The following is a 26,175-nucleotide window of genomic DNA, read 5'->3' as shown; positions in this document are numbered from 1 at the left end:
ATTCCGGTGAGCGAAAGGCGCCGCGGGCATGTCGTGCCGCTCACCGTTCACGCGAGGTGGTCGAGGGTCGCGACAGAGTCAGGAGGACGTCGTCCCCGAGCCGCGTCACCGACGTCGTGCGGAACCGCAGGCCGTCGGTGAGGGTGGTCACGCCCGGGATCTCCACCGAGCCGCGTCCGGCGCCCAGCACCAGCGGGGCGACGTAGGCGTGCACCTCGTCGACGAGTCCGGCCCCGAAGAAGGCCCCCAGGATGTGCGGTCCGCCCTCGACCAGCACCCACAATGCGTCCGGCAGTGCGGCGAGCACGTCGGCGGGGTCGTGGGATTCGACCCGGATCAGCGGGCCGCCCGCCGGATCCCGGAGACGGGCGTCGGCCGGAAGGTCGCGGTGACCGAGGACGACGCGGGCGGGCTGGTGCGTGCGCAACGTGCCGTCGGCCGTGCGCGCGGTGAGAGTGGGATTGTCGGCCAGCGCGGTACCGGTGCCGACGACGATGGCGTCGATGCGAGCGCGCTGCGAGTGCGCGTGGTCGCGGGCCTGCGGGCCGGTGATCCACTGGCTGGTGCCGTCGGGCGCGGCGATCCGGCCGTCGACTCCGGCGGCGATCTTCGCGGTGACGTGCGGCCGCCCGAGACGCTGCCGGGTGAGCCACGGGCGGAGCGGGCCGTTCTCGACGTCGTCGGCCGCGACTCCCCCGGTGACGCGCACCCCGGCGGCCCGAAGCGTGTCGGCGCCGCCGGCGGCGACCGGGTTCGGGTCACTCACCGCGTAGTGGACTTCGGCGACACCCGCCTCGACGAGTGCCTGCGCGCACGGGCCGGTCCGGCCGGTGTGGTTGCACGGTTCGAGGGTGACGACCGCGGTGCCGCCGCGCGCGGCGTCGCCCGCGGCTCGCAGGGCCATGATCTCCGCGTGCGGTCCGCCGGGCGGTTGGGTCGCGCCGATGCCGGCTAGGGTGCCGTCGGCGGCGAGGATGACAGCGCCGACCGGCGGATTCGGTGAGCTGACCCCCATCGCCTCCCGGGACGCGCTGATCGCGCGTTCCATGGCACCGGCGATGTCCATCGGGTCAGGCCTGGCTCTGCGCCCGTGCGGTGGCGGCCGACTCACGGAGTGCGGCGACGGCCTGTCCGGGATCGTCGGCGCCGTAGACGGCCGAACCGGCGACGAAGCAGTCGATCCCGGCCTCCGCGGCCTCCTCGATCGTGTCGGCGTTGATGCCGCCGTCGATCTCGACGAGAAGCCTCAGCTCCTCGGAATCGATGAACTTCCGGATGGCGCGGGCCTTTTCGAGAACCTCCGGGATGAACTTCTGACCTCCGAAGCCCGGCTCGACGCTCATGATCAGCAGGGTGTCGAAGTCGCGCAGGATCTCCAGATACGGCTCGAGCGCGGTACCCGGCTTGATCGACAGCCCCGCCTTGGCCCCGGCGGCGCGGATGTCACGGGCGACGCCGACCGGGTTCTCGGTGGCCTCGGCGTGGAACGTGACATTGTGTGCCCCCGCCTCGGCGTACGGCGGCGCCCACCGCTCCGGGTTCTCGATCATCAGGTGGCAGTCGAGCGGGATGTCGGTGGCCTTCAGCAGGCTCTCGACGATCGGTAGTCCCAGGGTCAGGTTCGGCACGAAGTGTGCGTCCATGACGTCGACGTGCAACCAGTCGGCCCGGGTCTCGCCCGGCCGCGCCACGGCAGCGGCCTCGGCCGCGAGATTCGCGAAGTCCGCGGACAGGATGGACGGGGCGATCATGGGCGCGGAACCGGCGGTGCACATGGTCGACAAGTGTAGGACGCGGGTTCCGGTACGGACGAAAGCGCTCCGGAGTCTCAGAGACCGTTGGCCGGCCAGCCGGGAGTGGGTGGCTCAGGGGGGCGAGGGGTGGGGCCGGTCCCGCGAAGCTCTTCTTCGGGTGGGACGCCTGCGGGTCGGGGTTTTGCGTCACACCCCTCCATCTCGGGGTAGTACTCCTTTCCCACCGCGAGATACTCGAAGTCCGTGACTTTCCAGTCCCCGAAGACATTGTCCGACGGCCGACGAGCGTCACCGCGTTGCCTGGCGGGCGGCTCCTTGCCCGATCGGGTGAACTCGATGACCGTGGCCCAGCTGTATCTCGGATATGTACGCCAGAAGCTTCCATGGCTTGTGTAGTCGAGACTCGATTTAAAACCGAATTCGCACAGCACCACTCGGGTGAGCTGACCGCGATTTTTACGACTAAGCGCACTGAATACAGACGTACCTATCAATTGGTTGGTCGCGACCTCACTGGACACTTCCAGGACTTCCTTCTCGATGCCTTGCGGGGAGGCTTCAAGGAACCCGGGAAAGGCCCATGACATCGACTGACCACTGTTCGCAATCACGAACGACTCCACATACGCTCGGACGAATGTCCCTTCCGCACTTAACGGGTCGAACTGGTCGTCGGCCGTCCATCGGAAGGTGACATCGAACCCGGGAGGCAGGTCGCGACCACGATCAGCGCCAGACGTCGCGGATGTCGTGTCGCCATTACCCGGGCCACCACAATTCGCACATACCAGCGCGACAAGCAACAACGACATTCCTCGGAGAACCCGGTAAATTGGATTCACCACTTTGCACCATCAGGGAAATTCGGATCTTTCAAGCGGTTCAACTGGTTCTCGTAGCCGTCCAGGAAATCATTATCCTGGCTTCCCAGAGTTCGAGCCACAACCTTCTCCACGAGGTCGTAATCAGTGTCACCAGGCAATCCATCACGGAGGACCTTAGAGACGAACTCGGGGTTATCGACCTGGTCTCCGTAGATCGCTCTCATCTCCGCGCCTGTAAAGAAATCCGGGTCCTTCTTGAGGATTCCCTCCAGCATTTCCCCGTAGACCGAACCCAGTGAAGTACCGTCGTAGAGGGCGGCCCGAAGACTGTCGAACTTCGTCGCAGCCGACACCTCGGCTGGATCAGGCGGCATGCCGACTTCGCCGAGCTTCAGCGACGGGGCCGAGATGTCAATGATCGATTTGAGTACTGGACTGAGCCCAGGAACTGCGGAACCCAGCGCTTTAACCGTGTCGAATGTCGCCCCTCGGAGGGTATAGTCACGCGCCGCATCAAAACGCCTGTCTGCGATGTCTTCATCTAGCATCGAGTTCATTCCAGCAGTCATACCTCCGTGCAATCTTCCTACGATCTCACCGAGATCTGTTCGAGTTGGATCGGCGCCGAAGACCTGCTCTAAGACAGTCGCTTGCAACAGTGCGTTCGTGTTCATCACACGTCCCGCGTCAGGGTCCGAGTCGAGGATCTGGAACAACGACTTGAACTGATTCGCTTCCTCCAGCGCGGTGACACCGCGGGTATCGAACAGCATCGGATCTACCGCGGCGAGTTCGGCTAGGTAAGGTGCGATCGTTCGCGCCAGAGTCCTTGTCAATTCAGGATTGACCTCGCCAAGCGAGGCGGACCCGCCGTTCATGTCTTCGAAGTCACTCTTGTTCTCGGCGATGATCCGAGCCAACTCGCTCGCGATCTGACCGGATCTGACCCCGTCGGCCATGCGCTCCCCTGACACCCCGTCCGGGGTACTGGCAACCTCTGGCATCCAATTGAACAAGCGGTTGATCCCATCGTTCTCGTGTCCCGCCTTGTCGGTCCAGTCGAACTGGAAGAGGTCCTTCATCGCCACCGATGCGTCGTAAGGCTTTTCGTCGCCGCCCAGGCCGTGAACGACGGGCATCGGCGACTGCGGAGCAACCCCCGTGTCTCCGCCAGTCACCACCGCATCGTGCACAGCTATGTGGTCGGACCCGGCGACTCCCAGCATTCTGTCCAGCAGTGACTCGACAGAGGAGTGCGGGATGGTGCTGTTGTGCTTTGTGACATACCGCTCGGCGTCGTCACCGGCGGCAATCTCGCTCGCACGAGCAATGAGAGCCCGGTCGACGTCACTCCCCAGTTGGACAGACTGAGAACCGTACGAGGCAAGGCCCGAATCCTCCGATCGATGCTCCAAGACGCTCATGAGACTGTTGAAGTCCTCGAAGGAGTCGAGCCGGGTGACGTCGATCATCCGGCTGCCGTCTTGACCATACGGATCGTTCGAGATGCTCGCCTTTGATGCTGCCGGGCTGCCGAGAAGGTCACGGATCGGCGCCGGGAGTTGACTCATCCCACCGCTTACGAACGGGGTGCTGGTCCCCCAGATCTCGGCGAACGGATTCGAGTCGGTCTGCTCGGTCCCTAGATGAGTATTCCCGAGCATGAACACACCGTCAGCGAGACTCTGTTTCAAAGTCTCTCGCTCTGCGCCGGTGTACTTGTCGCCGAACGACTCCAGGGCGCCGAGGGACAGCGGCTGCCCTTGAGGTCCGCCACCCCAACTCGGTGTGTAGATCGCCTTCAGGTAGTCGAACTGCTCCTTCGGGATGACTGCGAAGTCACCGCGGGCGAGTGCTGCTCGCTGCTCTGGGGTCAGACTGGTGGCGTGGGAGAAACGGTCCTTCTGCTCGGTGGTGGCCGTGCCGCTCATGATGGCCTGGACGTCGAGGCTCGCCTGGCCCGGTGAGTAGCCGGACGCCAGTGGCGCGTTGCCCTCTGCATCACCGAAGGCCGTGGCGAGAACGCGCGCCCCGTTACGATCGTCCTCGCCCATCTGGTCGGCCAGGGACTGGAGCGAGACGGTCGCCGTCTGGGCCTCCTCGGAGCGTGCCGCCTGGGCATCGAGTATGGAACGCTCCGTTGCGCTGCCCGCCTCCACGCCCTTGAGCTCGGCCGCATAGTCACGGGTGTCGCGCACCGTCCAGTCGTCGGCAACGCTGAACTTGTCACGTTCCAGGGCGAGCGCGCGGACAAGCGCCGTGGTGCGATTCGGACTGATCGCGGCCGACGTGTTTCGCAAGACGTTGGCGGCGTGCGTGAGGTCGGCCCCCAGTTTGTTGATCTCGGCTCGATCCGAGTCGGTGCGGCTCTCACACCCGAGTTGGGAGGCCCCCACCCATCCTCTGGAATCGCCGGCTCTCATCGGCGCTTCGGCCATCCGTTGGGTCAGACCGCTGAGGTCATCCACCGCCGTGTCGAGCGCACTGGCCGCAGCATCGAGAGACATCAGGTCCCAGCCGTTGACGATGGAGCGCGATGGACGCGACATCAGAATTCGCTGATCGCGCGGAAACCGCTGGCGAGCGACTCCTCCGTGTCGGCGACTTCGCCGGCTGCCTGGTAGCAGGTCTGCGACACCTGGTCCATCCTCGCGGCCGCCCGGCCGAGCAGCGACCGGACGGTCTCGTCCTTGCCGGCGCACGCAGCCCCGATGGCCGAGGCCGGCATCGCGTTCGAGGCGTCGCCGAAAGCGGACTTCCCGGTCCACAGGGCGCGGGTCTCCGAGGAACACCGAGCCAGCGCATCTCCGACGCCGGTGATGGCACCCAGTTCCTCGACACCAAAGCGCTCAGCCATACAAACCCCCCGAGTTTGCAGCAATCCTCGACGTGGCACACCGCCACGACGAACAACTTAGTACGACTCGACCCCACCGTGCGTCGGTCATCCACACTCAGGAGGCGGCGAGTATCTGGATCAGCCGCGTCTCGACACCACTCCGTGCAGCTGGCTTGTGTCCGATCGCAGGCGGAGGCACGCTCCGATGTCGGGCCGCGGTCGGGGTGATCACGTCGATCACGCGCACCCCGTCTACGACTCTGACGTCGTAGAACCACCCGGGAGCCTCCTTGGCGCGGTTGTGGATCACGCACGTTCCGTCGGCGTTGACCGCGCTGGTCGGGCCGTTGCGACGATGCGGTCTGGCGTGGTCGATCTCGGCGATCGGCGCACCGCAGTACGGAGTTCGGCACCGTTGATCACGCATCCGGATGTACTGGGCCAGCGCGGGCGGGAAACCTCGCGCGCGTGACTCCATCGCCACCAGCGCGCCATCGGAGGGTCTTGCGTACAACTTCCGCAGCGTCGATGCGGTCTCCCCCGCAGCGGTCACCGAATCGGCGACCAGAAGCCGCGCAACGGTCGCCGGGATCGGTCCGTACCCTTGGAGCTCGGCGGCGGCGTCGTCCAGGCCGAGCAGAGACCGTTCGGACAGAACGAGATTCACCGCGATCGGCGTCGGTTCCGCAACGGAACGACCGGTGACACGTTCGACCAAGGTGTCAGCCATGACCTGTGTGTGATTTCGGCTGTCTGTCCCGACCACCGAGTCGGCGTGCTTCTTCAGCGCGGCGTACACCGCGATCCCCTCGGTCATCGGCAGCAGCGCCGACAGTTGCGTTATCAGATCTGGAGCGGGCCGGATGGTGACGTGACGATCCTTCTCGGCCTTCGACTTACGTGCCGCCACCGCTTCGGGTTCCAGCTCGTAGGCGTGGCGTTTGGCCAGGGCCTCGATCTCGCGATCGGAAACGCCTGTCAATGCCGTTGTATCACCACACATCCGGCGGTCGATCTCTTCGCGCGATTCACGGATCAGGTAGGCGGTTTCGCGTACCAGGATCATCGCCCGCCACTCGGTGAGGACTCCGTCGGCGAGTGCCGCCAGAGTGTGCGGCATCTCGTACGCCAGGGCGCGGGCGAACCCGAGGCACTGACTCCCCTTGCGAGGAGACACCTTCCGGGCCAGGCCGACCTCGGCGGCCAGGCCGCGACCGCGCCGCTGGTGCGGGACGTTCCGCGCGGCTTCATCCGCCGCGCGCAGGTCATCGAGATTCGCGGTCTCCCGCACCTGAGCCGCGGTGCACGCCGCCTTGATCTCTTCGAGAAGGGTGAGCCGACACACCGACTCGGCCTCGTCCGCGCCGGTGAGCATCCCGCCGAGCCCCCTCACGATGGACCGCAGATGATCCGTGTCCAGCCGAACTGTTGTGTTCGAAGTCTCCTCGTGCATACGTTCGATACTACCGAAGTTCGGCCACATCAGCGGGCGCTTTCCACAGGGTCGGGACCGTCTGAATGCTTAGCCATTGAGATCAGTGATGGAATCTGCAACACTTAGCCATATGGCACATAGTACGGTCCCTTTGGACGACATCTTCGGCGCGCTCTCCGACCCGACGCGCCGCGCCGTCGTCGAGCGGCTGGGGCGCGGACCGGCGAGCGTCGGCGAACTCGCCCACCCCTTCCCCATCACTCTGCCGTCCTTCATGAAACACCTACGCGTACTGGAGGACAGCGGGCTGGTTCTGACCAAGAAGGTGGGCCGCACGCGTATGTGCACGCTCGACCGACGTCGTCTACGACGGTTGTCCACCTGGCTGGACCATCAGCGGACCGTCTGGACCGAACGCACCGACCGACTCGAACACTTCGTCACCGACACCGACACCGACACCGAGGAGACATGATGATCGACCCCGAACTGGACCTCACCCTGCAGCGGGTGATCCGCGCTCCGCGACAACGTATCTGGGACGCGTGGACTCAACCCGATCAGTTTGCCAAGTGGTGGACTCCGGCCCCCACGGTCACCCGTGTCGACCGCCTCGAGCCCGCGCCCGGCGGTGCGCTCGTGACCCGGATGAGCGAGGACGGAACCACTTTCGTCCCGCACATGGATGCCGTCTTCCTCGTTGCGGACGTATGCGAGCGTCTGGTGTTCACCAATGCCGTCGACAGTTCGTGGCGTCCCGCCGAACCAGCACCCGTCGCCATGACCGCAGAGATCACGTTAGCCGAGCATGCGGACGGAACCGAGTACAACGTCGTGGTGCGCCATCGCAGTCCGTCTGACCGTGACCGCCACGACGAACTCGGCTTCTACGACGGCTGGGGTTCGGTCACCGCCGCACTTGCCGCGCTCGTGGAACGCGAAGTCTCACAATGAAGATCACCATCACGCAGTTCATCACACTCGACGGGGTCACCCAGGGTCCCGGTGCCGCCGACGAGGACACCTCGAACGGATTCCTCGCGGGCGGTTGGCTGGTGCCTCACATGGACGAGCAGTTCATCCGCCAGGCGTCGCGGTGGCTCGATCTCGCCGACGGGCTACTTCTCGGACGGCGCACCTATGAGGCGTTCGCCCGCGACTGGCCCGCGATCACCGATCCCGACGACCCGTTCACGGTGCGGATGAATGGACTGCCGAAGTATGTGGTGAGCAGCTCACTCACCGAGACTGATCTGGCATGGCAGCCGGCGACACTGCTGGTCGACGACCCGATCGGCGCGATAAGGGACCTGCGCACAGACTCCGACCGTGAGCTGCAGGTCCACGGAAGCGCGACGCTGGCGTCGTCGCTTCTCGAGGCGGGTGTCGTGGACACCCTGCGCCTCGTGGTTGCGCCCACCCTGTTGGGCTCCGGGCGAACGCTGTTCGGCCGCAACAGGGTCGGGACCGGATTCCGACTGGCCGAACACCACGCCACGACCGGAGGTCTGATGATTCTCGAGTACGAGGCGGTGGGACCGCCGGCGGTCGCGGACTACGCAGGAGCGAGCGCCGTGACCCGATAGACCGCGAGCTGGGGGCTAGTCACGCGTCAACGCCGCCAGGAACATGGCGTCGGTGCCGTGGACATGCGGCCAGAGCTGCACGTGGGGGCCGTCGCCCAACAGATCCGGGCCCAGCTTGCCGACCGTCACGAGCGGGCGGGCATCGAGCTGGCGTACGCCGTCGACCGACGCCACCACGTCGGCCACCACCGCGGTCGTCTCGGCCGGGTGCGGCGAACAGGTCGAATACACCACGACGCCACCGGGTTTCACCAACCGTAGGGCCTCGGTCAGCAACTGCTTCTGCAGAACGACGAGTTCGTCGACATCGGAAGCGGTCCGGCGCCAGCGGGATTCGGGTCGTCGGCGCAGCGAGCCAAGCCCCGAACACGGGGCGTCGAGCAGAATCCGGTCGTAACCGGTGTCGAGTCCGCTCGACCGCGCGTCGGCGACATGGATGGTCACGGGCAGATCGGACACGACCTTGCGGATCAGCCCGGCTCGATGCTCGGACACCTCGACCGCGTCGAGCCGGGCACCGTCGATCTCGGCGAGCGAACCGATGAGTGCGGCCTTCCCGCCGGGGCCGGCGCACATGTCGAGCCATCGCCCGCCGTCATCGACAACCTCGGCCACGGTCACCGCACGTGCGACGAGCTGACTGCCTTCGTCCTGCACGCCCGCGTACCCCTCGCGGATCGCCGCGACGTCACCGGGATCACCACCCGGGAGATACACGCAGTACGGGGAGAAGTCGCCGACCTCACCGTCGCTCGTGAGGGCGAGTTCTTCGGCGGTGATGAATCCGGGGCGGGCCACCAGATGCACCGGCGGTCGCTCGTCATCGGCGGCCAGCGCCGCCTGCAGTTGTCCCGCCGAGCCCCCGAGTGCATCGCGGAACACCTCCGCGATCCATCTCGGATGCGCGTACTGGAAGGCGAGGTAACCGACGAGATCGTCCGCGGGTGACGGGGCGAGCTCGTCCACCCACAGGTCCTCGTCCTTCTGCGACACCTTGCGCAGCACCGCATTCACGAAGCCCGACGGCCCCATCCCGTTTTCCGCGCGCACCAGATCCACCGACGTCGACACCGCCGCGTGCGCGCCGACCCTCGTCCGCAACAACTGATAGGTGCCGAGGCGCAGGACGTCGAGGACAGTGCCGTCGATGTCGGCGACGGGCCGTTGGGCCGCGGCGGAGATCACTGCGTCCAGCAACCCCTGCGCCCGCGCGGCGCCGTAGGCCAGTTCGGTGGCGAAGGCGGCGTCGCGGCCTTCGATTCTCCTGTCCCGCAGCATCTTCGGGAGGACGAGATTGGCGTAGGCATCACGTTCACGCACCGCGCGCAGGGTGTCGCGGGCAGCCACACGCGCGGGATCGAGATCCTTCTGCCGGAACTTGCCGCTCATCGCAGGACCGTCCCGTCGGTCAGCCGTGCACCGCGCGCCCAGTCGGCGGCGGGCATGGGTTTCTTACCCGGCGGCTGCACGGTGCCGAGAGTGACCGGCTGCGAACCGGTTCCGACGAAGACCGCCTTCTTGGTGACCGCGAGCACACCGGGCGCGAGCGCACCGTCCCGCACCGCATCGGGCAGACCGGGATCGTCGGTCGACGCGACGACCGACACCGGCCCGACCTTGATCCGAGCCTCGTCGAGACTCGTCCACGGCCCGGGCGCGGGGGTGTACGCGCGGATCAGGCGATCGATGATGTGCGCCGGCAGATCCCACCGGACCCGCGCGTCGTCGACCTCGACCTTCGGCGCATGGCTCACCCCGGTCGTCGGCTGCGGTTCAGGGGCGAGTTCGCCGGCCTCCAGGCCGTCGAGGGTGGACAGCAACAGTCCCGAACCGGCATCGGCCAGGCGTGCCAGGAGGTCACCGCTGGTGTCGGTGGGTCGGATGGTCTCGGTCAGCACGCCGAAGACCGGGCCGGTGTCGAGGCCTTTCTCGAGCCGGAACGTGCTGGCTCCCGTCACCTCGTCGCCGGCCGCGATCGCGGCCTGAACCGGGGCCGCACCGCGCCAGGCGGGCAGCACCGAGAAATGCAGATTGATCCAGCCGTGCTGCGGGAGGTCGAGCAGCCCGGGTGGCACGAGCCCGCCGTAGGCCACGACGGCCCCGCAGTCGGGCGCCCAGCGCCGGAGAACATCATCGACCTCCGGTTCCGACAACCGTCGCGGGGTGATCACCTCGAGCGAATGCTCGTCGGCGAGCCGGCCGACGGGAGACCGCATCACCTTGCGACCGCGGCCGGACACGGCGTCGGGGCGGGTGATGACCCCGGCCACCTCATGCGACGAGTCGATGAGGGCCTGCAACGACGGCACGGCGACCTCGGGGGTCCCGGCGAAAACGATGCGCATTCATCCGATCGTAGGCGGGTCGATCTGCACCCGGATCGGCCCGGTCTGCCGATGCGTGTTGCGCCGGACCTGACCCGCGACGAGCGCCTCGGCCAGCAGGCGTCCGTGCTTGCGCGGCAACCGCACCAGGATGCGATCCATCTCGTCGTCCGGAGCGGCCTCCCACTCGGCGCTGCCGGCCGGCGGGCGCACCCCCGGCGGCAACGGCACGGGCCCGAGGACGTCGGCGTCGGTCGGCAACTCCAGGTGCTCGACGAAGTCGGTGATCACCCCGGTCGGTCCGTCGACCGATGCCATCGTCACGGCGGGCGGGAACCCGAGCTCCACTCGTTGCCGAAGCTGGATGGAGGCGAAACCCACCGGGTCCCAACGGATCAGCGCCTGCACGGGTGCGAGTGAGGAATCGGCGACGATCACCACGCGACCGCCGTCACCGTGCGGCGTGACCATGGCGGCCAACGCCATCCAGCGGCGGACCGCATGCTCCTCGGCACGCAGATCGGCACGGTCGAGTTGCGCCCACGTGTCGACGACGATCGCCGCGCCGTACCCGCCCGGCGCGACCGGCTCGGCGCCCGGTGTCGCGACCACGAGCCGTGCACCGGGTTCGATCTCGTCGAGGATGGTGTCGCCTCCGCTGGTCAGCACCGGCACACCGGCGAAAGCGCGCCCCAGCTCCTCGGCGGTCCGGCGCGCACCGGTGACCGTCGCGCGCACCGAGGTGTTGCCGCACTCCGGACAGCGGAAGGAGCGCTCGGGGCGTCCGCACCATCGACAGCTCAGCCGTTGGTCGGAGTCGAGCTGCAATGGACCGTGACAGGCGCGACAGCGCGCGTGTTCGCGGCAGCGCGTGCACGCCAGCGACGGCACATAGCCGCGCCGCGGCACGCTGAACACCACCGGACGATCGGCCGCGAACGCCGACCGCGCCGCGTCGAACGCGACTTCGGGGATGCGTGCGGACCTCGCCATGGGGTCGCGGGCGATCTGACGGTCGTCGTCGGAGATGGCCTGGACCCGTGGACTGCGGGTGCGGACGGTCGCGCGGTCGGCGACGAGATCGTGTGCCCAGCCCGACGCCACCAGCGCCTGTGCCTCGGCGGTCCGGGCGAAACCGCCGAGCAGGAGACCACACCGTTCGTGATGGGAACGCAGCACCGCCACCTCGCGGGGATGCGGATAAGGCGCCCGCGGGTCCGACATGCTGTCGTCACCGTCATCCCAGACGACGACGAGCCCGAGATCGGCGACCGGCGCGAACACCGCGCTGCGCGTACCGATCACCAGTTGCGCCGCGCCACGACGCACGGCCAGCCACCGCCGGTAGCGAGCGGTGGGTCCGAGTCCGGCGGACAGCGCGACACCGCGGTCGCCGATCAACGGCTCGACCTCGGCCCACACGCGGTCGAGATCTCGCTGATCGGGGACGGTGAGGATGCACCCCCGTCCGGCGGCGAGGGTTGCTGCGGCGAGTTCGGCGAGACGCCGTGGCCAGTCCTCCCCCGGCAGGGCCTGCCAGACGGCACGAGGATGACCGTCGACGAGGTTCTCGACGTAGGAATCGGCAAGCGGGTACCGGTGCCAGTCGGTGAGTTCGGGGGTCTCGACGACGGCGGTCGGTTCCGGTGTCGTCTCCTTCTCGGTGCGCGCGTGCCGCGGCGGTATCGCCAGGCGCACGACATCGCCCATGGTGCCCGCGTACCGGTCGGCCACCGCGCGACACAGCGTGGCCAGCTGCGGGGTCAGGACCGGTTCGGCGGACACGACACGGTCGAGCCAGCCCAGCTTGCCGGGATGATCGCTCTTGTCGATCCGCTCGAGGAGGTATCCGTCGACGAGCCGGCCGGAGAATCGCACGCGGACGCGCACGCCGGGCTGCGCGGCCTCGTCCTGGTCGACGTCGATGAGATAGTCGAAGGGCCGATCGAGGTGCGCGAGTCCCAGAACAGGCAGAACACGGGCCACCGGCAGCTCAGCCGCCGGGACCCGCGCTCCTGTGGGTGTCAGTGAGAGTACTTCCGCAGAGGGTCTACAGACCCGCGGCGGCCCGCAGCTTCTCCGCGCGGTCGGTCCGCTCCCACGGCAGGTCGACGTCGGTGCGGCCGAAGTGGCCGTACGCGGCGGTGGGTGCGTAGATCGGGCGCAGCAGGTCCAGGTCACGGATGATCGCGAGCGGACGCAGGTCGAAATTCTCCGCGATGACGCGCTCGATGACCGCGGTGTCGACCTTCTCCGTGCCGAAGGTCTCGACGAACAGGCCGACCGGGGCGGCCTTGCCGATCGCGTAGGCGACCTGCACCTCGATGCGGCTGGCCAGGCCTGCGGCCACTGCGTTCTTGGCGACCCAGCGCATCGCATAGGCCGCGCTGCGGTCGACCTTCGACGGATCCTTGCCGGAGAACGCGCCGCCGCCGTGACGGGCCATGCCACCGTAGGTGTCGACGATGATCTTGCGGCCGGTCAGACCCGCGTCGCCCATCGGGCCGCCGAGGACGAACTTGCCCGTCGGGTTGACCAGCAGGCGGTAGTCGGTGGTGTCGAGGCTGGGCAGGTCGATCTCGGCGAGCACCGCGTCGACGACGTGCTTCTTGATGTCCGGGGCCAGGAGGTTGTCGAGGTCGATGTCGGCGGCGTGCTGGGTGGAGAGCACGACGGTGTCGAGGCGGACCGGGGTGTCACCGTCGTATTCGATGGTGACCTGGGTCTTGCCGTCGGGGCGCAGGTACGGCAGGGTGCCGTTCTTGCGGACCTCGGTCAGGCGTCGCGACAGGCGATGCGCCAGGGCGATCGGCACCGGCATGAGTTCGGGGGTCTCGTCGGTGGCGTAGCCGAACATGAGGCCCTGGTCACCGGCACCCTGGCTGTCGATCTCGTCCTCGGAGATGCCGCTGCGGCTCTCGTGCGAGTTGAAGACGCCGCCCGCGATGTCCGGGGACTGCGCGCCGATGGCGACGTTCACACCGCACGACGCGCCGTCGAAGCCCTTGGTCGACGAGTCGTAACCGATCTCCAGGACCTTGTCGCGCACGATCTTCGGGATGTCGGCGTAGGCGGTGGTGGTGACTTCGCCGGCGACGTGCACCTGTCCGGTGGTCACGAGGGTCTCGACCGCGACACGCGCCTTCGGATCGTCGGTGAGGATGGCGTCGAGAATCGAGTCGCTGATCGCGTCACAGATCTTGTCGGGGTGTCCCTCGGTAACGGATTCGCTCGTGAACAGGCGTGACGAGGTGGTCATCAGATCCTCTCGAGATCTACGCGCGTCGATGGTCGCCGCGCCGCTGGCAGTGTCGGCCAGGTGCGACTGGCCGGGGAATACATCCAACCTAATCGGTCGGTCGAGCTCCTCGACCATCAGGCACCAGTTGGCGCACTTCGTCAAGTATCCGACTCGACATGAGTGTTTTCGACCCGAAGGGCAGTGCGGTCTCGTCGCCGTTGGCGGCGAGCAACCAGCCGGTGTTGTCCTCGGTTCCGAAGGCCTTGCCATCGCCGACGGCGTTGACGACGAGCAGGTCACAGCCCTTGCGGGCGAGCTTCGCGCGACCGTGGTCGAGGACGCCGCCGGACTCGTCGCCGGTCTCGGCGGCGAAGCCGACGATCACGGTGTCGCGCGGGATCCGGCCATTGTCGCGGGCGGTGACGAGGCCGCGCAGGATGTCGGGGTTGGTCGTCAGCCGGATCGGCGCGGGGCCCTCGTCGCCCTTCTTGATCTTGGACTCGGCGACGGCGACCGGGCGGAAGTCCGCGACCGCGGCAGCCATGATCACGACGTCGGCGTCGGCCGCGCGCTTGGTCATCTCGTCGGCGAGTTGTTCGGCGGTCGAGATCCGCACGATGGAGACACCGGCCGGGTCACCCGCGCCGGACGTCGATCCCGCGACCACGGTGACGCTCGCCCCGCGCTGTGCCGCGGCCCGGGCCAGCGCGAAACCCTGCTTGCCCGAACTGTGATTGCCGAGATAGCGGACCGGGTCGAGCGGCTCCCGGGTACCGCCGGCACTGATGAGCACGCGGACTCCGTGCAGGTCGTACGGCAGGGCGTCGGCGCGGTCGAGGAGCAGCTCACCCAGAAGAGCGATCTCCTGCGGGTCGGGAAGACGGCCGCGACCGGAATCGGTACCTGTGAGGCGTCCCGACGCGGGGGTCATCACCACCGAGCCGTGGGCCCGGAGCGTCGCCACATTGGCCTGCGTCGCTGGGTGCTCCCACATCTCCGTGTGCATCGCCGGGACGAACAGCACCGGACATCGCACGGTCAGCAGCGATGCGGTCAGCAGATCGTCGGCGCGACCCTGGGCGGCGCGGGCCATGAGGTCGGCGGTGGCGGGGGCGATGACCACGAGGTCGGCGCCCTGCCCGAGACGGACGTGGGCGACCTCGTCGACATCGTCGAACACGGTCGTGGAGACGGGGTTGCCGCTCAGCGCCTCGAAGGTCGCCTTACCGACGAACTCCAGCGCGGCCGGGGTGGGCACGACGCGGACGTCGTGGCCGGCCTCGGTGAAGTGCCGGATCACCGAACAGACCTTGTAGGCCGCGATCCCGCCGCCGACGCCGATCAGGACGCGGCGTCGGGTTCCGATCGCAGTGCTCATCAACGGCGCCGGAGACTATTCGCCCTCGGTGTGCTCGAGAAGGTCGGAGTGGATCTCGCGCATCGCGATCGACAGCGGCTTCTCCTGGAGGCCGGGCTCGACCAGCGGGCCGACGTACTCGAGGATCCCGTCGCCGAGCTGGTTGTAGTAGTCGTTGATCTGGCGCGCGCGCTTGGCCGCGTAGATGACGAGCGCGTACTTCGACGACGCGCGGTCGAGCAGATCGTCGATCGGCGGATTCGTGATGCCCAGCGGCGTGTCGTACGCCGGTGCGTCGCTGATCTCGGAGATGTCGAAATTGGTCGGGGTGCTCACACGAACTCCTGCGTCGAGGTCTGGGTGTCGGAAAGGGCCGGTCAGGTCGCGGATGCGGCCGGCTGTTCGGGTCCGACCAGCAAGGATACCAACTGATCGGCGGCCCGGTCGACTTCGCTGTTCACGATGACGTGATCGAACTCGTCCTGGGCGGCCATCTCGGTCCGAGCGGTGGCGAGTCGGCGCTCGATCGCCTCGGGCGTCTCGGTGGCCCGGCCGGTCAGGCGGGACACGAGTTCGTCCCAGCTCGGTGGTGCGAGGAAGACGGTGACCGCCTCGGGGAGTCGGGCCACCACATTGCGTGCGCCGACCAGGTCGACCTCGACCAGAACCGGCTTACCGGCTTCCAGTGCGGCCAGGACCGGCGCGATCGGGGTGCCCGAGCGCTGCAGCCCGCCGTGGATCTCGGCCCACTCCAGGAGCTCGTCGGCGGCGATCATCCGGTCGAACTCGCCGGCCGAGACGAAGTGGTAGTCGCGGCCGTCGACTTCGCCGGGCCGCGGGTCGCGCGTCGTCGCCGACACGCTGAAGTAGACGTCGGGCACCGCGGCGCACACCTTCGCGACCACGGTGGACTTGCCGACGGCCGAGGGGCCGACCAAAACGATCAGTCGACCCCTCGTGCGTCCGGTTCCCTCGTGGTTCGGGCGGTTGTTCACCGTCCGGTCCACGGGTTCGTCTCGCTGCCGTATTCGGTTCGGTTGCTCACGCTCAGGAGCTGAACTTCTCGAGCAGAGCCTTGCGCTGACGGTCGCCGAGACCGCGCAGGCGGCGGGTCGGGGCGATCTCGAGCTCGGTCATGATCTCCTGTGCCTTGACCTTGCCGACCTTGGGCAGGGCCTCGAGCAGGGCCGAGACCTTCATCTTGCCCAGGATCTCGTCGTTCTCGGCATCTTTGAGCACCTGCTGGAGATCGGTGCCACCGCGCTTGAGGCGCTCCTTGAGCTCCGCGCGGACACGACGAGCGGCAGCTGCCTTCTCCAACGCAGCGGCGCGCTGCTCATCGGTCAACTGGGGAAGGGCCACGGGGTTCCTCCGTCTTTCGTTCTCGAGTGGGACTGCATCGTTCGCCCTGGGGCGTCCGAGGCGCTGTTGCCGTGCGACCGCGGCTGGATCGCCATCGCCGGCCTGTCAGCCGGGTCTGCACCCGGCCGACGCCATCAAATGTTGGCGGCGAATGCGACCGTACCGACGTGAGCAGGCATTTGCGAGTGCGACCCCCCGTTTTCGCGGCGTTTTCTCATGTTGTAGGGCAGTCGGTGCGTTCACGGGAGCACAGCACCGATTCACCGTTCCCGTCGTCGTCCTGACTACGCGTTTTCCGGTGTTCTAGCAGGTCAGCAGGTCGGCTGGAGAGGGCCGGGTCGATAGCACGACGAAAGACCTGCATTGTGACCATGCACCAGGTGATACGCGTGTGACGCCAGAGGTGTGACGGAATCCGTGCGAAATCGGCGACGCTCCGCGCGTGTCGCAGGACGATCGATCCTCGACCGGACCGTCAGCCCAGTGTGGCCTCGACCTCGTCGCGGGTGCGGACGAACGCGTCCCGCAGCGCGGTCGCGTCCGGCCCGGCGCGGAGCACACCGCGGGAGCTGGCGGGCAGCAGCCATGCGGGGTCGGCCCCGTCGAACACGATCGGCAGGTCCGCGGGAGTGGCCCCCTGGGCGCCCAGGCCGGGGGCCAGGATCGGGCCGCGGAGGTCCGCGAGATCCAGACCGTGCTCACGCGTGGCCCCGACGACCAGACCGACCGTGGCCGTGCCGTCGGCGTTCTCGGCCGCGGCGGCGTCGACGATCGACTGCGCGACCGTCCGTTCGCCCGCCCGGGCCCGCTGGATGTCGGCGCCCTCGGGATTCGACGTCCGCGCCAGCACGAAGACCCCCCGCTCCCCCTGGCGTGCGAGATCGAGGGCCGGGCGCAGGGCTTCGTACCCCAGATAGGGAGAGGCGGTCACCGAGTCGGCACACAGCGGCGACGACTCGGACAGCCAGGCCTGCGCGTACGCGGCCATCGTCGATCCGATGTCCCCGCGTTTGGCGTCGGCGATGACGAGCGCCCCGGCCTCTCGGCAGGCGGCGACGACGCGTTCGAGGACGGCGAAACCAGCCGCCCCGAACGGCTCGAAGAACGCCACCTGGGGCTTGACGACGGCCGCCACCGGGGCCAGCGCCTCGACGCAGAGATCGGCGAACGCCGACAGCCCGTCGACGTCCACCGACAGACCCCACTCGTCGAGCAGCGCCGCGTGTGGATCGATCCCCGCGCACAGACGCCCGCGTTCGGCGACCGCACGGGCGTAACGGCCCCCGAAACCGGGGCCGCCCGAACCGAAGTCGCCGATACCGGACGTGTCCGTCACGACCGCCCGGCCAGGTCGGCGTGGCGATTCTGCAGCGAACGCACGCCGATGTCACCGGTCATCGCGGCCTCGATGCCCTGCACGGCGGCCGAGGCACCCTGCACCGTGGTGATACACGGGATGTTCACCGACACCGCGGCGCTGCGGATCTCGTAGCCGTCGACGCGCGGGCCCGAGTTTCCGTACGGGGTGTTGATGACCATGGTCACCTCGCCGGCGCGGATGATGTCGACGATGGTGCGCTGCCCCTCGGCGGCCTCGAAGTGCTTGCGCACCGTCTCGCATTTGATCCCGTTGCGGCGCAGCACGTCCGCGGTGCCCTCGGTGGCCAGGATCTCGAATCCCAGGTCGGCGAGGTGTTTGACCGGGAAGATCAGCGCCCGCTTGTCCTTGTTGGCCACCGACACGAAGATCTTGCCGCTGGTGGGCAGCGATCCGTAGGCGGCGGTCTGCGACTTGGCGAACGCGCGCCCGAAGTCCGCGTCGATGCCCATGACCTCACCGGTCGACTTCATCTCCGGGCTCAGCAGGTTGTCGACCCCGCTGCCGTCGTGACGCCGGAACCGGTTGAACGGGAGGACCGCCTCCTTCACCGAGATCGGGGCCGTCGCCGGGGCCTCTCCGCCGTCGCCGGTGGCGGGCAGGATGCCCTGCTCCCGCAGGTCGGCGATGGACGCACCGAGCATGACGCGCGCGCACGCCTTGGCCAGCGGCACGGCGGTCGCCTTGGAGACGAACGGGACCGTCCGGCTCGCGCGGGGGTTGGCCTCGAGCACGTACAGGACGTCGTCCTTGAGCGCGTACTGGACGTTCAGCAGCCCCTTCACGCCGATCCCCTTGGCCAGGGCCTCGGTCGAGGTCCGCACCATCTCGAGGTCCGCGCGTCCGAGGGTCACCGGCGGCAGCGCACACGCCGAGTCACCGGAGTGGATACCGGCCTCCTCGATGTGCTCCATCACGCCGCCGATGTAGACCTCGTCACCGTCGCACAGGGCGTCGACGTCGATCTCGATCGCGTCCTCCAGGAACCGGTCGACCAGCACCGGGTGGTCCGGGGTCAGCTCGGTCGCGCGAGAGATGTAGTCCTCCAGCGACTTCTCGTCGTAGACGATCTCCATGCCGCGACCACCGAGGACATACGACGGCCGGACGAGCACCGGGTAGCCGATCCGGGCGGCGGTATCCCGGGCCTCGTCGAAGCTCGTCGCGGTGCCGAACGCCGGAGCCGGCAGACCGGCCGCGGTCAGCACCCTGCCGAACTCACCACGGTCCTCGGCGAGGTCGATGGCGGCCGGGCTGGTGCCGACGATCGGCACGCCGGCCTCCTCGAGACGGTGCGCGAGGCCGAGGGGGGTCTGGCCGCCGAGCTGCACGATCACACCTTCGACGGTGCCCGACTGCGATTCGGCGTGGTAGACCTCGAGCACGTCCTCGAAGGTCAGCGGCTCGAAGTAGAGGCGATCGGCGGTGTCGTAGTCCGTGGACACCGTTTCCGGGTTGCAGTTGACCATGACGGTCTCGTACCCGGCGTCCGACAGCGTGAGCGCGGCGTGCACACAGGAGTAGTCGAACTCGATGCCCTGCCCGATGCGGTTGGGGCCCGACCCGAGGATCAGCACCTTGGGCCGGTCGGTCTGCGGGGCGATCTCGCTGGTCGCCCCGGGATCGAGCTCGTAGCTCGAGTAGTGATAGGGCGTCTTCGCCTCGAACTCGGCGGCGCAGGTGTCCACGGTCTTGTAGACGGGACGCACGCCCAGCTCGATCCGCCGTGCGCGAACGGCCGCCTCGTCGGCGAAATCCGTTCGCAGAGCGGCGATCTGACGGTCGGAGAAGCCGGTGGACTTGGCTTCGCGCAGCAATGCCTCGTCCAGCGAGTCGGCGTCGCGGATCTCCGCACCGAGCGCGGCGATCCCACCGATCTCGGCGAGGAACCACGGATCGATCGCGGTGGCCTCGTAGAGGTCCTCGATCGTCGCGCCGGCCTCGAAGGCGAGCATCAGCTTGTACAACCGGCCGTCCCGGGGCGTCTTGACGTCCTCGAGCAGCGCGGGCAGGTCGACGGTCGCCGGGTCCGGCCGATTGGGCTCGGCCCAGAAACCGCCGGCCTTGGTCTCCAGCGACCGCATGACCTTGCCCAGGGCCTCGGCGAAGCTCCGGCCGAGGCTCATCGCCTCGCCGACCGACTTCATCGTCGTGGTGAGGGTGTCGTCGGCGCCCGGGAACTTCTCGAACGCGAACCGGGGCGCCTTGACCACGACGTAGTCGAGGGTGGGCTCGAAGCAGGCCGGGGTCTCCTTGGTGATGTCGTTGACGATCTCGTCGAGGCTGTAGCCGATCGCGAGTTTCGCGGCGATCTTGGCGATCGGGAAGCCGGTGGCCTTCGACGCCAGTGCCGACGACCGCGACACCCGCGGGTTCATCTCGATGACGACGAGGCGACCGTCGCGCGGGTCCTGCGCGAACTGGATGTTGCAGCCGCCGGTGTCGACGCCGACCTCGCGGAGGATGTCGATCGAGAGGTCCCGCATGATCTGATACTCGCGGTCGGTGAGCGTCATCGCCGGGGCGACCGTCACCGAGTCGCCGGTGTGGACGCCGACCGGGTCCAGGTTCTCGATCGAGCAGACGACGACCACGTTGTCGCGGTTGTCGCGCATGAGCTCGAGTTCGTATTCCTTCCACCCGAGGATCGATTCCTCGATGAGGACGTTCGCGGTGGGCGAGGCGGCGAGGCCACCACCGGCGATCCGGTCGAGGTCCTTGTCGTCGTAGGCCATACCCGAGCCGAGGCCGCCCATGGTGAACGACGGGCGCACGACGACCGGGAAACCGAGTTCGGCGACGGTGTCGCGGACCTCGTCCATCGTGTGGCACACGCGCGACCGCGCGCTCTCGCCGCCGACCTTCTCGACGATGTCTTTGAACATCTGCCGGTCCTCGCCGCGCTGGATGGCGTCGAAGTCGGCACCGATCAGCTCGATGCCGTACTTCTCCAGCGAGCCGCGATCATGCAGGGCGACCGCGGTGTTCAGCGCCGTCTGACCGCCGAGGGTCGCGAGGACGGCGTCGATGGGATGTCCCGCGTCGCGCTCGGCCTCGATCACCTTCTCCACGTACTCGGCCGTGATCGGCTCGATGTAGGTGGCGTCGGCGAACTCCGGATCGGTCATGATCGTGGCCGGGTTGGAGTTCACCAGGCTGACCCGCAGGCCCTCGGCCTTGAGCACCCGACACGCCTGGGTGCCGGAGTAGTCGAATTCGCAGGCCTGGCCGATGACGATCGGTCCGGAGCCGATGACCAGGACGTGGTTGATGTCTACGCGGCGCGGCATCAGGCACTCGCTCCTTGCTCACGGTCGCCCTCGAGCAGGGTGACGAACTTGTCGAACAGATACGCGGCGTCGTGGGGTCCGGCGGCCGCCTCCGGGTGGTACTGCACGGAGTAGGCGCGGCCGGAGAGCAACTCGACGCCCTCCACCGTGCCGTCGTTGGCGCAGACGTGGCTGACGCGCGCGCGGCCGAAGTCGGAGTCGAACTCCTCCCCCGCCTCGCCCTCGAGCGCGAAGCCGTGGTTCTGCGAGGTGATCGACACCTTGCCGGTGGCGTGGTCGACGACCGGGATGTTGATGCCCCGGTGCCCGAACTTCATCTTGTACGTCGAGCGGCCGAGTGCGCGGCCCAGGATCTGGTTGCCGAAGCAGATGCCGAACAGCGGGATGTCCCGGCCGAGAACCCCGCGGGTGAGTTCGACGATGTCGTCGGCTGTGGCCGGGTCGCCGGGACCGTTGGAGAGGAACACCCCGTCCGGCTTGAGGTCGGCAATGGCGTCGAGCGCGACGGTCGCCGGCAGCACGTGGGTGCGGACGCCGCGTTCGGCGAACATCCGCGGTGTGTTGGTCTTGATCCCCAGATCGATCGCGGCCACCGTGAAACGGTGCTGGTCGAGGGGTTCGACGACGTAACCGCTCTCGGTGGTCACCTCGTCGGCCAGCCGGGCGCCCTTCATGTCCGGCTGGTTGCGCACGCGGGAGACGAGTTCGTCGGTGTCGGCGAGCGCCGGGCCGGAGAAGATCCCGGCCTTCATCGACCCGTGGTCGCGGAGGATGCGCACCACGGTGCGGGTGTCGATGCCGCCGATCCCGACGATGCCCTGGCGGTCCAGTTCCTCCTCGAGGGAGGTCGTCGCGCGCCAGTTGGAGACGCGTCGGGTGGGGTTGCGCACGGCGTATCCCGCCACCCAGATCTTGCCCGAGTCACCGTCGACGCCGGTGCTCCCGGCGCTGCCCGTGCTCTCGCCGTCCTCGGTGTTCCACCCGGTGTTGCCGATCTGCGGCGCGGTGGCCACCACGATCTGCCGGTGGTAGCTCGGATCGGTCAGGGTTTCCTGATAGCCGGTCATCGCGGTGCAGAACACCGCCTCGCCAAGGGTCTCGCCGACTGCGCCGTAGCTCCGGCCGGTGAACACCTGGCCGTTCTCCAGCACCAAGACCGCTGTGTTCATTCCTGTGCCCCTTGTCCACTGTCATGCGTCCCGGCGAAGGCGTTCACCCAGCCGGGGTAGATCGTTTTGTCGTCGGCGCGCAGCCCGGAGTCGATCTCGGTGCCGCTGGGCAGGACCCAGCGGATGGCGAGGACCCCGTCGGCGGTCATCACCTTGCCGGCGATACCGCGCTCCGTCCGGACCGCGGTGATCGACTCGCGCGGGATCCAGATGTCGCTCGCGCCCTGACGTGCGATGAGAATGCCCGTCTCGAATTCGGTCAGCACCGACGACGCGCGGTCACCGATGTCACCGACGGTCACCCGGTTCTGCCAGCTCGGCGCGATGGTGCTGCCGAGGTAGAGGCCGGTGTCTGGACCTCTGAGCACCGCACCCGGGTCAGCGGGGATCGGCGGGAGTGCCCCGATCGCGTCCGCCTGAGCCGCGGTCTTCTTCTGATTCCCGGTGGCCAGCAGGTAGAACACCGAGACCACGCCGATGGCGACCAAGGCGACGACGCCGATGAACCACGCGTTGAAGACGATTTTGCCGTATCCGAGCACCGAGGCGATCACCGAGGCGATCACCAGCACCGCGAGGATCGCCGGCACCACGCCACGCCTGGAGATCGCGGTCATCGGGTCACCTCACCGTCGCGGGCGGTCACCACACCGCGCAGCACGGTCGCGGTGATCGTGGCGGGCATGGTCATGGCCTCGAACGGGGTGTTGGCCGACAGGCTCGCCAGGTCGGGACCGTGCACCACCCAGGACGTCTCGGGATCGACGACGGTCAGGTTCGCCGGCTCGCCAACCTCGATCGGACGACCCTGATCGGTGAGTTCGACGATCTGCGCGGGCCGCTCGCTCATGACGCGCGCGACGCCGCGCCAGTCGAGGAGGCCGGGTTTCACGAGGGTCTCGACGATGATGGGCAGCGCGGTCTGCAGGCCGAGCATCCCGGGCTTGGCCTGGGCGAACTCGCAGCACTTCTCCTGCGCGGCATGCGGGGCGTGGTCGGTGGCCACACAGTCGACGATCCCCTCGGCCAGCGCCTGCCGCAACGCCGTCTTGTCGCGGACCTCGCGCAGCGGCGGATTGACTTTGTTCACCGGGTCGTAGGTGTGGAGAACCGAGTCGTCGAGCAGCAGGTGGTGTGGCGTCACCTCGGCGGTGATCGCGATCCCCTGGTCCTTGGCCCAGCGCAGCAGTTCGACGGTGCCCTCGGTGGAGGCGTGGCAGATGTGGATCCGGGCGCCGGCGTCGCGCGCGAGGAGGGCGTCGCGGATGACGATGGACTCCTCGGCGGCGCGGGGCCAGCCCGCCAGGCCCAGGCGTGAGGCCGTCGGCCCCTCGTTGGCGACGGCACCGACGGTCAGCCGCGGCTCCTCGGCGTGCTGGGCGATGAGGACGCCGAGACCGGTCGCGTACTCCAGCGCGCGACGCATCAGGAGCGGGTCGTCGACGCACTTGCCGTCGTCGCTGAACATCCGGACGCCGGCGGCACCGGCGGCCATCATGCCCATCTCGGCGAGTTGCTTGCCGGCGAGACCGACGGTGACCGCGCCGACCGGGTACACGTCGACGAGTCCGACCTCGCGCCCGGACCGCCACACGTTGTCGGTGACGGTCGAGTTGTCGGCAACCGGACTGGTGTTGGCCATCGCGAAGACCGCGGTGTAACCGCCCAGCGCCGCGGCCGCCGAGCCCGAGCGGATCGTCTCGGTGTCCTCACGACCCGGTTCACGCAGGTGGGTGTGGAGGTCGACGAAACCGGGCAGCAGCACGCCACCCCTGCCGTCGATCGTCTCGGTGCCCTCGGGAGCGGTGACCGCCGAGCCCATCTCGCTGATGACGCCGTCGACGACGAGGACATCGATCGGGTCTCCCTCGCCATACGGGCGGACGGCACTGATGACGACGGACCCGGTCTGCGGTACGGATCCGGTGGAGGCGCTCACTGTCCAACTCCTGCAATGGTGTCGAGGGGGGTCATAGGTGGGCTCCCGCGGAATCCGAACCGACGAGCAGGCGGAAGAGAACCGCCATCCGCACGTGCACACCGTTGCGGACCTGTTCGAGAACGGTGGCCTTGGGCGAATCGGCCACCGAGTAGCCGATCTCCATGCCGCGCAGCATCGGCCCGGGATGCAGGACCACCGCGTCGTCGTGCAGCAGTCCCAGGCGGCGGTCGTTCAGCCCGAATCGGACCGAGTACTCGCGGGCACTCGGGAAGAACCCGCCGTTCATGCGTTCGGCCTGGACCCGGAGCATCATCACCGCGTCGACGGCGGGGAGTTCGGCGTCGAGGCTTCCCGAGACGCTCACCGGCCACTCGTCGACGCCGACCGGCAACAGCGTCGGGGGCGCCACCAGGACGACCTCGGCGCCGAGCGTCGACAGCAGATGGGCGTTCGACCGCGCGACACGGGAATGGATGATGTCGCCCACGATCGCGATGCGTCTGCCCTCGAGCGACCCGAGGCGCTGGCGGAGCGTCAGCGCGTCGAGCAGCGCCTGGGTGGGATGCTCGTGTGTCCCGTCACCGGCGTTGATCACCGCGGGGCCGTCGCCGTCCGGCGTCGTCGTCCAGTCGGCGATCTGGGCCGGCGCACCCGAGGCCGGGTGGCGGACGATCAGCGCGTCGGCGCCGGCCGCGTGCAGGGTCTTGGCCGTGTCGCGCAGCGACTCCCCTTTGCCCGCAGAGGAACTCGAGGCACTGACGTTGATGACGTCGGCGCTCATCCACTTGCCCGCGACCTCGAAGGAGACCCTGGTGCGGGTGGAGTTCTCGTAGAACACGGTCATCACCGTGCGCCCGCGCAGCGTCGGCAGCTTACGAACCTCGCGCCCGGTGAGGGCCTGTTCGAAACGTTCGGCGTCGTCGAGGAGGGCGGTGGCGTCGTCGCGGCTGAGGCCTTGGGTCGACAGCAGGTGCCGCATCACGAATCACTTTCTGCTGCAGCCGAACTCGACGCCGACCCGAGGACGACCTCGTCGATGCCGTCGTGCTCGACGAGGTGCACCGAGACCTGCTCGTCGCGGGCGGTCGGGATGTTCTTGCCGACATAGTCTGCGCGCAACGGGAGTTCGCGATGGCCGCGGTCGACGAGGACCGCGAGTTGAACGGCCGCGGGACGACCGAGATCACGCAGCGCGTCGAGCGCCGCGCGCACCGTCCGCCCGGAGTAGAGGACGTCGTCGACGAGGATCACGATCGCGTTGTCGACGCCGCCGGCCGGCACCATCGTCCGCTCGAGCGGACGGTGCGGCTTACCGCGCAGATCGTCGCGGTACAGCGTGATGTCGAGGTAACCCACTGGTACGTCGACGCCCGCGAACTCACCGATCTTGCCACCCAGCCGGGTGGCGAGAGATGTTCCGCGAGTGGGGATTCCGATGAGAACGACGCGGGGTGCGTCGGGCGAGTCCAGAGCAGTCTTCTCGATGACCTGGTGTGCGACACGGGCAATCGTGCGCGACACGTCAGCGGCATCGAGCAGCACCCTGGGAGCGGGGCTGGCCACAGCCGACCTCCTTCTCCGCCTCTCGGGACGGATCGTTAAAGGATGTCTGTCTCGCGACACTCTACACCGGGCGGCGACGCGGACGAATTCCCGCGACCTACGCCACACCCG

24 protein-coding genes are annotated in these 26,175 nt (G+C 68.1%); 3 read left to right on the top strand and 21 right to left on the bottom strand.

Annotation, left to right across the window (positions count from 1 at the left end; all coding sequences use genetic code 11):
• Positions 1-40: 40 nt before the first annotated feature.
• From ribD to AC3B6C_RS19025, 6 genes are all read right to left on the bottom strand, one after another.
• Entirely contained in the window at positions 41-1,066 is a 1,026-nt protein-coding gene (ribD, locus tag AC3B6C_RS19050) for a bifunctional diaminohydroxyphosphoribosylaminopyrimidine deaminase/5-amino-6-(5-phosphoribosylamino)uracil reductase RibD (RefSeq protein WP_488373764.1), read from the bottom strand.
• Positions 1,067-1,070: 4 nt separating this feature from the next.
• Positions 1,071-1,775, bottom strand: coding sequence for a ribulose-phosphate 3-epimerase (gene rpe, locus AC3B6C_RS19045; protein WP_488373763.1), 705 nt, complete (start codon positions 1,773-1,775; stop codon positions 1,071-1,073).
• A gap of 53 nt (positions 1,776-1,828) precedes the next feature.
• Complete coding sequence (locus AC3B6C_RS19040; protein WP_488373762.1) at positions 1,829-2,560, bottom strand: hypothetical protein; 732 nt, start codon at positions 2,558-2,560, stop codon at positions 1,829-1,831.
• A gap of 32 nt (positions 2,561-2,592) precedes the next feature.
• A complete protein-coding gene (locus AC3B6C_RS19035) occupies positions 2,593-5,127 on the bottom strand; it encodes a TPR repeat domain-containing protein (protein ID WP_488373761.1) in 2,535 nt (844 codons plus the stop codon).
• Complete coding sequence (locus AC3B6C_RS19030) at positions 5,127-5,435, bottom strand: hypothetical protein (RefSeq protein WP_488373760.1); 309 nt, start codon at positions 5,433-5,435, stop codon at positions 5,127-5,129. Before AC3B6C_RS19030 ends, AC3B6C_RS19035 begins: the two co-directional genes overlap by 1 nt.
• 97 nt (positions 5,436-5,532) lie before the next feature.
• On the bottom strand, positions 5,533-6,792 hold the full coding sequence (locus tag AC3B6C_RS19025; RefSeq protein ID WP_488376308.1) for a DUF222 domain-containing protein: 1,260 nt from the start codon (positions 6,790-6,792) through the stop codon (positions 5,533-5,535).
• A 190-nt stretch (positions 6,793-6,982) separates the two neighbouring features.
• Here AC3B6C_RS19025 and AC3B6C_RS19020 point away from each other — a divergent pair, with 190 nt between their 5' ends.
• The 3 genes from AC3B6C_RS19020 to AC3B6C_RS19010 are packed head-to-tail and all read left to right on the top strand — an operon-like array spanning position 6,983 to position 8,438.
• Entirely contained in the window at positions 6,983-7,327 is a 345-nt protein-coding gene (locus AC3B6C_RS19020) for an ArsR/SmtB family transcription factor (protein ID WP_488373759.1), read from the top strand.
• Entirely contained in the window at positions 7,327-7,806 is a 480-nt protein-coding gene (locus AC3B6C_RS19015) for an SRPBCC domain-containing protein (protein ID WP_488376307.1), read from the top strand. The genes AC3B6C_RS19020 and AC3B6C_RS19015 overlap by 1 nt, the downstream gene beginning before the upstream one ends.
• Positions 7,803-8,438, top strand: coding sequence for a dihydrofolate reductase family protein (locus AC3B6C_RS19010; protein WP_014926651.1), 636 nt, complete (start codon positions 7,803-7,805; stop codon positions 8,436-8,438). Before AC3B6C_RS19015 ends, AC3B6C_RS19010 begins: the two co-directional genes overlap by 4 nt.
• Positions 8,439-8,453: 15 nt before the next feature.
• Here AC3B6C_RS19010 and AC3B6C_RS19005 read toward each other — a convergent pair whose 3' ends face one another.
• From AC3B6C_RS19005 to pyrR, 15 genes are all read right to left on the bottom strand, one after another.
• Complete coding sequence (locus AC3B6C_RS19005) at positions 8,454-9,827, bottom strand: RsmB/NOP family class I SAM-dependent RNA methyltransferase (RefSeq protein WP_488373758.1); 1,374 nt, start codon at positions 9,825-9,827, stop codon at positions 8,454-8,456.
• Positions 9,824-10,783, bottom strand: a complete 960-nt coding sequence (gene fmt / locus AC3B6C_RS19000) for a methionyl-tRNA formyltransferase (RefSeq protein ID WP_488373757.1) — start codon at positions 10,781-10,783, stop codon at positions 9,824-9,826. The genes AC3B6C_RS19005 and fmt overlap by 4 nt, the downstream gene beginning before the upstream one ends.
• On the bottom strand, positions 10,784-12,748 hold the full coding sequence (locus AC3B6C_RS18995) for a primosomal protein N' (protein ID WP_014926648.1): 1,965 nt from the start codon (positions 12,746-12,748) through the stop codon (positions 10,784-10,786).
• A 64-nt stretch (positions 12,749-12,812) separates the two neighbouring features.
• On the bottom strand, positions 12,813-14,021 hold the full coding sequence (gene metK, locus AC3B6C_RS18990) for a methionine adenosyltransferase (protein WP_488376306.1): 1,209 nt from the start codon (positions 14,019-14,021) through the stop codon (positions 12,813-12,815).
• 88 nt (positions 14,022-14,109) lie between these two features.
• Positions 14,110-15,381 (bottom strand): bifunctional phosphopantothenoylcysteine decarboxylase/phosphopantothenate--cysteine ligase CoaBC, encoded by a 1,272-nt coding sequence (coaBC, locus tag AC3B6C_RS18985; RefSeq protein ID WP_488373756.1) that lies wholly within the window; start codon positions 15,379-15,381, stop codon positions 14,110-14,112.
• Between the two features lie 15 nt (positions 15,382-15,396).
• A complete protein-coding gene (rpoZ, locus tag AC3B6C_RS18980) occupies positions 15,397-15,696 on the bottom strand; it encodes a DNA-directed RNA polymerase subunit omega (protein WP_010840978.1) in 300 nt (99 codons plus the stop codon).
• Positions 15,697-15,737: 41 nt separating this feature from the next.
• On the bottom strand, positions 15,738-16,367 hold the full coding sequence (gene gmk / locus AC3B6C_RS18975; RefSeq protein WP_014926645.1) for a guanylate kinase: 630 nt from the start codon (positions 16,365-16,367) through the stop codon (positions 15,738-15,740).
• A 40-nt stretch (positions 16,368-16,407) separates the two neighbouring features.
• The gene (gene mihF / locus AC3B6C_RS18970; RefSeq protein WP_004021989.1) at positions 16,408-16,722 is read right to left on the bottom strand and encodes an integration host factor, actinobacterial type; all 315 of its coding nucleotides are present in this window, start codon (positions 16,720-16,722) and stop codon (positions 16,408-16,410) included.
• A gap of 475 nt (positions 16,723-17,197) precedes the next feature.
• Positions 17,198-18,058 (bottom strand): orotidine-5'-phosphate decarboxylase, encoded by an 861-nt coding sequence (gene pyrF, locus AC3B6C_RS18965; protein WP_488373755.1) that lies wholly within the window; start codon positions 18,056-18,058, stop codon positions 17,198-17,200.
• Complete coding sequence (carB, locus tag AC3B6C_RS18960) at positions 18,055-21,390, bottom strand: carbamoyl-phosphate synthase large subunit (RefSeq protein ID WP_488373754.1); 3,336 nt, start codon at positions 21,388-21,390, stop codon at positions 18,055-18,057. Before carB ends, pyrF begins: the two co-directional genes overlap by 4 nt.
• Positions 21,390-22,559, bottom strand: a complete 1,170-nt coding sequence (carA, locus tag AC3B6C_RS18955; RefSeq protein ID WP_488373753.1) for a glutamine-hydrolyzing carbamoyl-phosphate synthase small subunit — start codon at positions 22,557-22,559, stop codon at positions 21,390-21,392. The genes carB and carA overlap by 1 nt, the downstream gene beginning before the upstream one ends.
• Positions 22,556-23,176: a PH-like domain-containing protein gene (locus AC3B6C_RS18950; protein WP_488373752.1), complete on the bottom strand. Its 621-nt coding sequence runs from the start codon at positions 23,174-23,176 to the stop codon at positions 22,556-22,558. The genes carA and AC3B6C_RS18950 overlap by 4 nt, the downstream gene beginning before the upstream one ends.
• Positions 23,173-24,498, bottom strand: coding sequence for a dihydroorotase (locus AC3B6C_RS18945; protein WP_488373751.1), 1,326 nt, complete (start codon positions 24,496-24,498; stop codon positions 23,173-23,175). Before AC3B6C_RS18945 ends, AC3B6C_RS18950 begins: the two co-directional genes overlap by 4 nt.
• A 31-nt stretch (positions 24,499-24,529) precedes the next feature.
• A complete protein-coding gene (locus AC3B6C_RS18940; protein WP_488376305.1) occupies positions 24,530-25,480 on the bottom strand; it encodes an aspartate carbamoyltransferase catalytic subunit in 951 nt (316 codons plus the stop codon).
• Positions 25,480-26,064 (bottom strand): bifunctional pyr operon transcriptional regulator/uracil phosphoribosyltransferase PyrR, encoded by a 585-nt coding sequence (pyrR, locus tag AC3B6C_RS18935; protein WP_010840970.1) that lies wholly within the window; start codon positions 26,062-26,064, stop codon positions 25,480-25,482. The genes AC3B6C_RS18940 and pyrR overlap by 1 nt, the downstream gene beginning before the upstream one ends.
• Positions 26,065-26,175 lie beyond the last annotated feature (111 nt).

It is taken from the genome of Gordonia sp. 11cp (genome assembly GCF_057767225.1).
Note: the sequence above shows the minus strand (reverse complement) of the source record. Positions and strands in the feature narration are given on the sequence as shown.

Coding starts and splice junctions, on each gene's coding strand:
- ribD (WP_488373764.1), bottom strand. CDS start 1,066: ATGGACATCGCCGGTGCCATGGAACGCGCGATCAGCGCGTCCCGGGAG.
- rpe (WP_488373763.1), bottom strand. CDS start 1,775: ATGTGCACCGCCGGTTCCGCGCCCATGATCGCCCCGTCCATCCTGTCC.
- AC3B6C_RS19035 (WP_488373761.1), bottom strand. CDS start 5,127: ATGTCGCGTCCATCGCGCTCCATCGTCAACGGCTGGGACCTGATGTCT.
- AC3B6C_RS19030 (WP_488373760.1), bottom strand. CDS start 5,435: ATGGCTGAGCGCTTTGGTGTCGAGGAACTGGGTGCCATCACCGGCGTC.
- AC3B6C_RS19025 (WP_488376308.1), bottom strand. CDS start 6,792: ATGCTCACCGGCGCGGACGAGGCCGAGTCGGTGTGTCGGCTCACCCTT.
- AC3B6C_RS19020 (WP_488373759.1), top strand. CDS start 6,983: ATGGCACATAGTACGGTCCCTTTGGACGACATCTTCGGCGCGCTCTCC.
- AC3B6C_RS19015 (WP_488376307.1), top strand. CDS start 7,327: ATGATCGACCCCGAACTGGACCTCACCCTGCAGCGGGTGATCCGCGCT.
- AC3B6C_RS19010 (WP_014926651.1), top strand. CDS start 7,803: ATGAAGATCACCATCACGCAGTTCATCACACTCGACGGGGTCACCCAG.
- AC3B6C_RS19005 (WP_488373758.1), bottom strand. CDS start 9,827: ATGAGCGGCAAGTTCCGGCAGAAGGATCTCGATCCCGCGCGTGTGGCT.
- fmt (WP_488373757.1), bottom strand. CDS start 10,783: ATGCGCATCGTTTTCGCCGGGACCCCCGAGGTCGCCGTGCCGTCGTTG.
- metK (WP_488376306.1), bottom strand. CDS start 14,021: ATGACCACCTCGTCACGCCTGTTCACGAGCGAATCCGTTACCGAGGGA.
- coaBC (WP_488373756.1), bottom strand. CDS start 15,381: ATGAGCACTGCGATCGGAACCCGACGCCGCGTCCTGATCGGCGTCGGC.
- carB (WP_488373754.1), bottom strand. CDS start 21,390: ATGCCGCGCCGCGTAGACATCAACCACGTCCTGGTCATCGGCTCCGGA.
- carA (WP_488373753.1), bottom strand. CDS start 22,559: ATGAACACAGCGGTCTTGGTGCTGGAGAACGGCCAGGTGTTCACCGGC.
- AC3B6C_RS18950 (WP_488373752.1), bottom strand. CDS start 23,176: ATGACCGCGATCTCCAGGCGTGGCGTGGTGCCGGCGATCCTCGCGGTG.
- AC3B6C_RS18940 (WP_488376305.1), bottom strand. CDS start 25,480: ATGCGGCACCTGCTGTCGACCCAAGGCCTCAGCCGCGACGACGCCACC.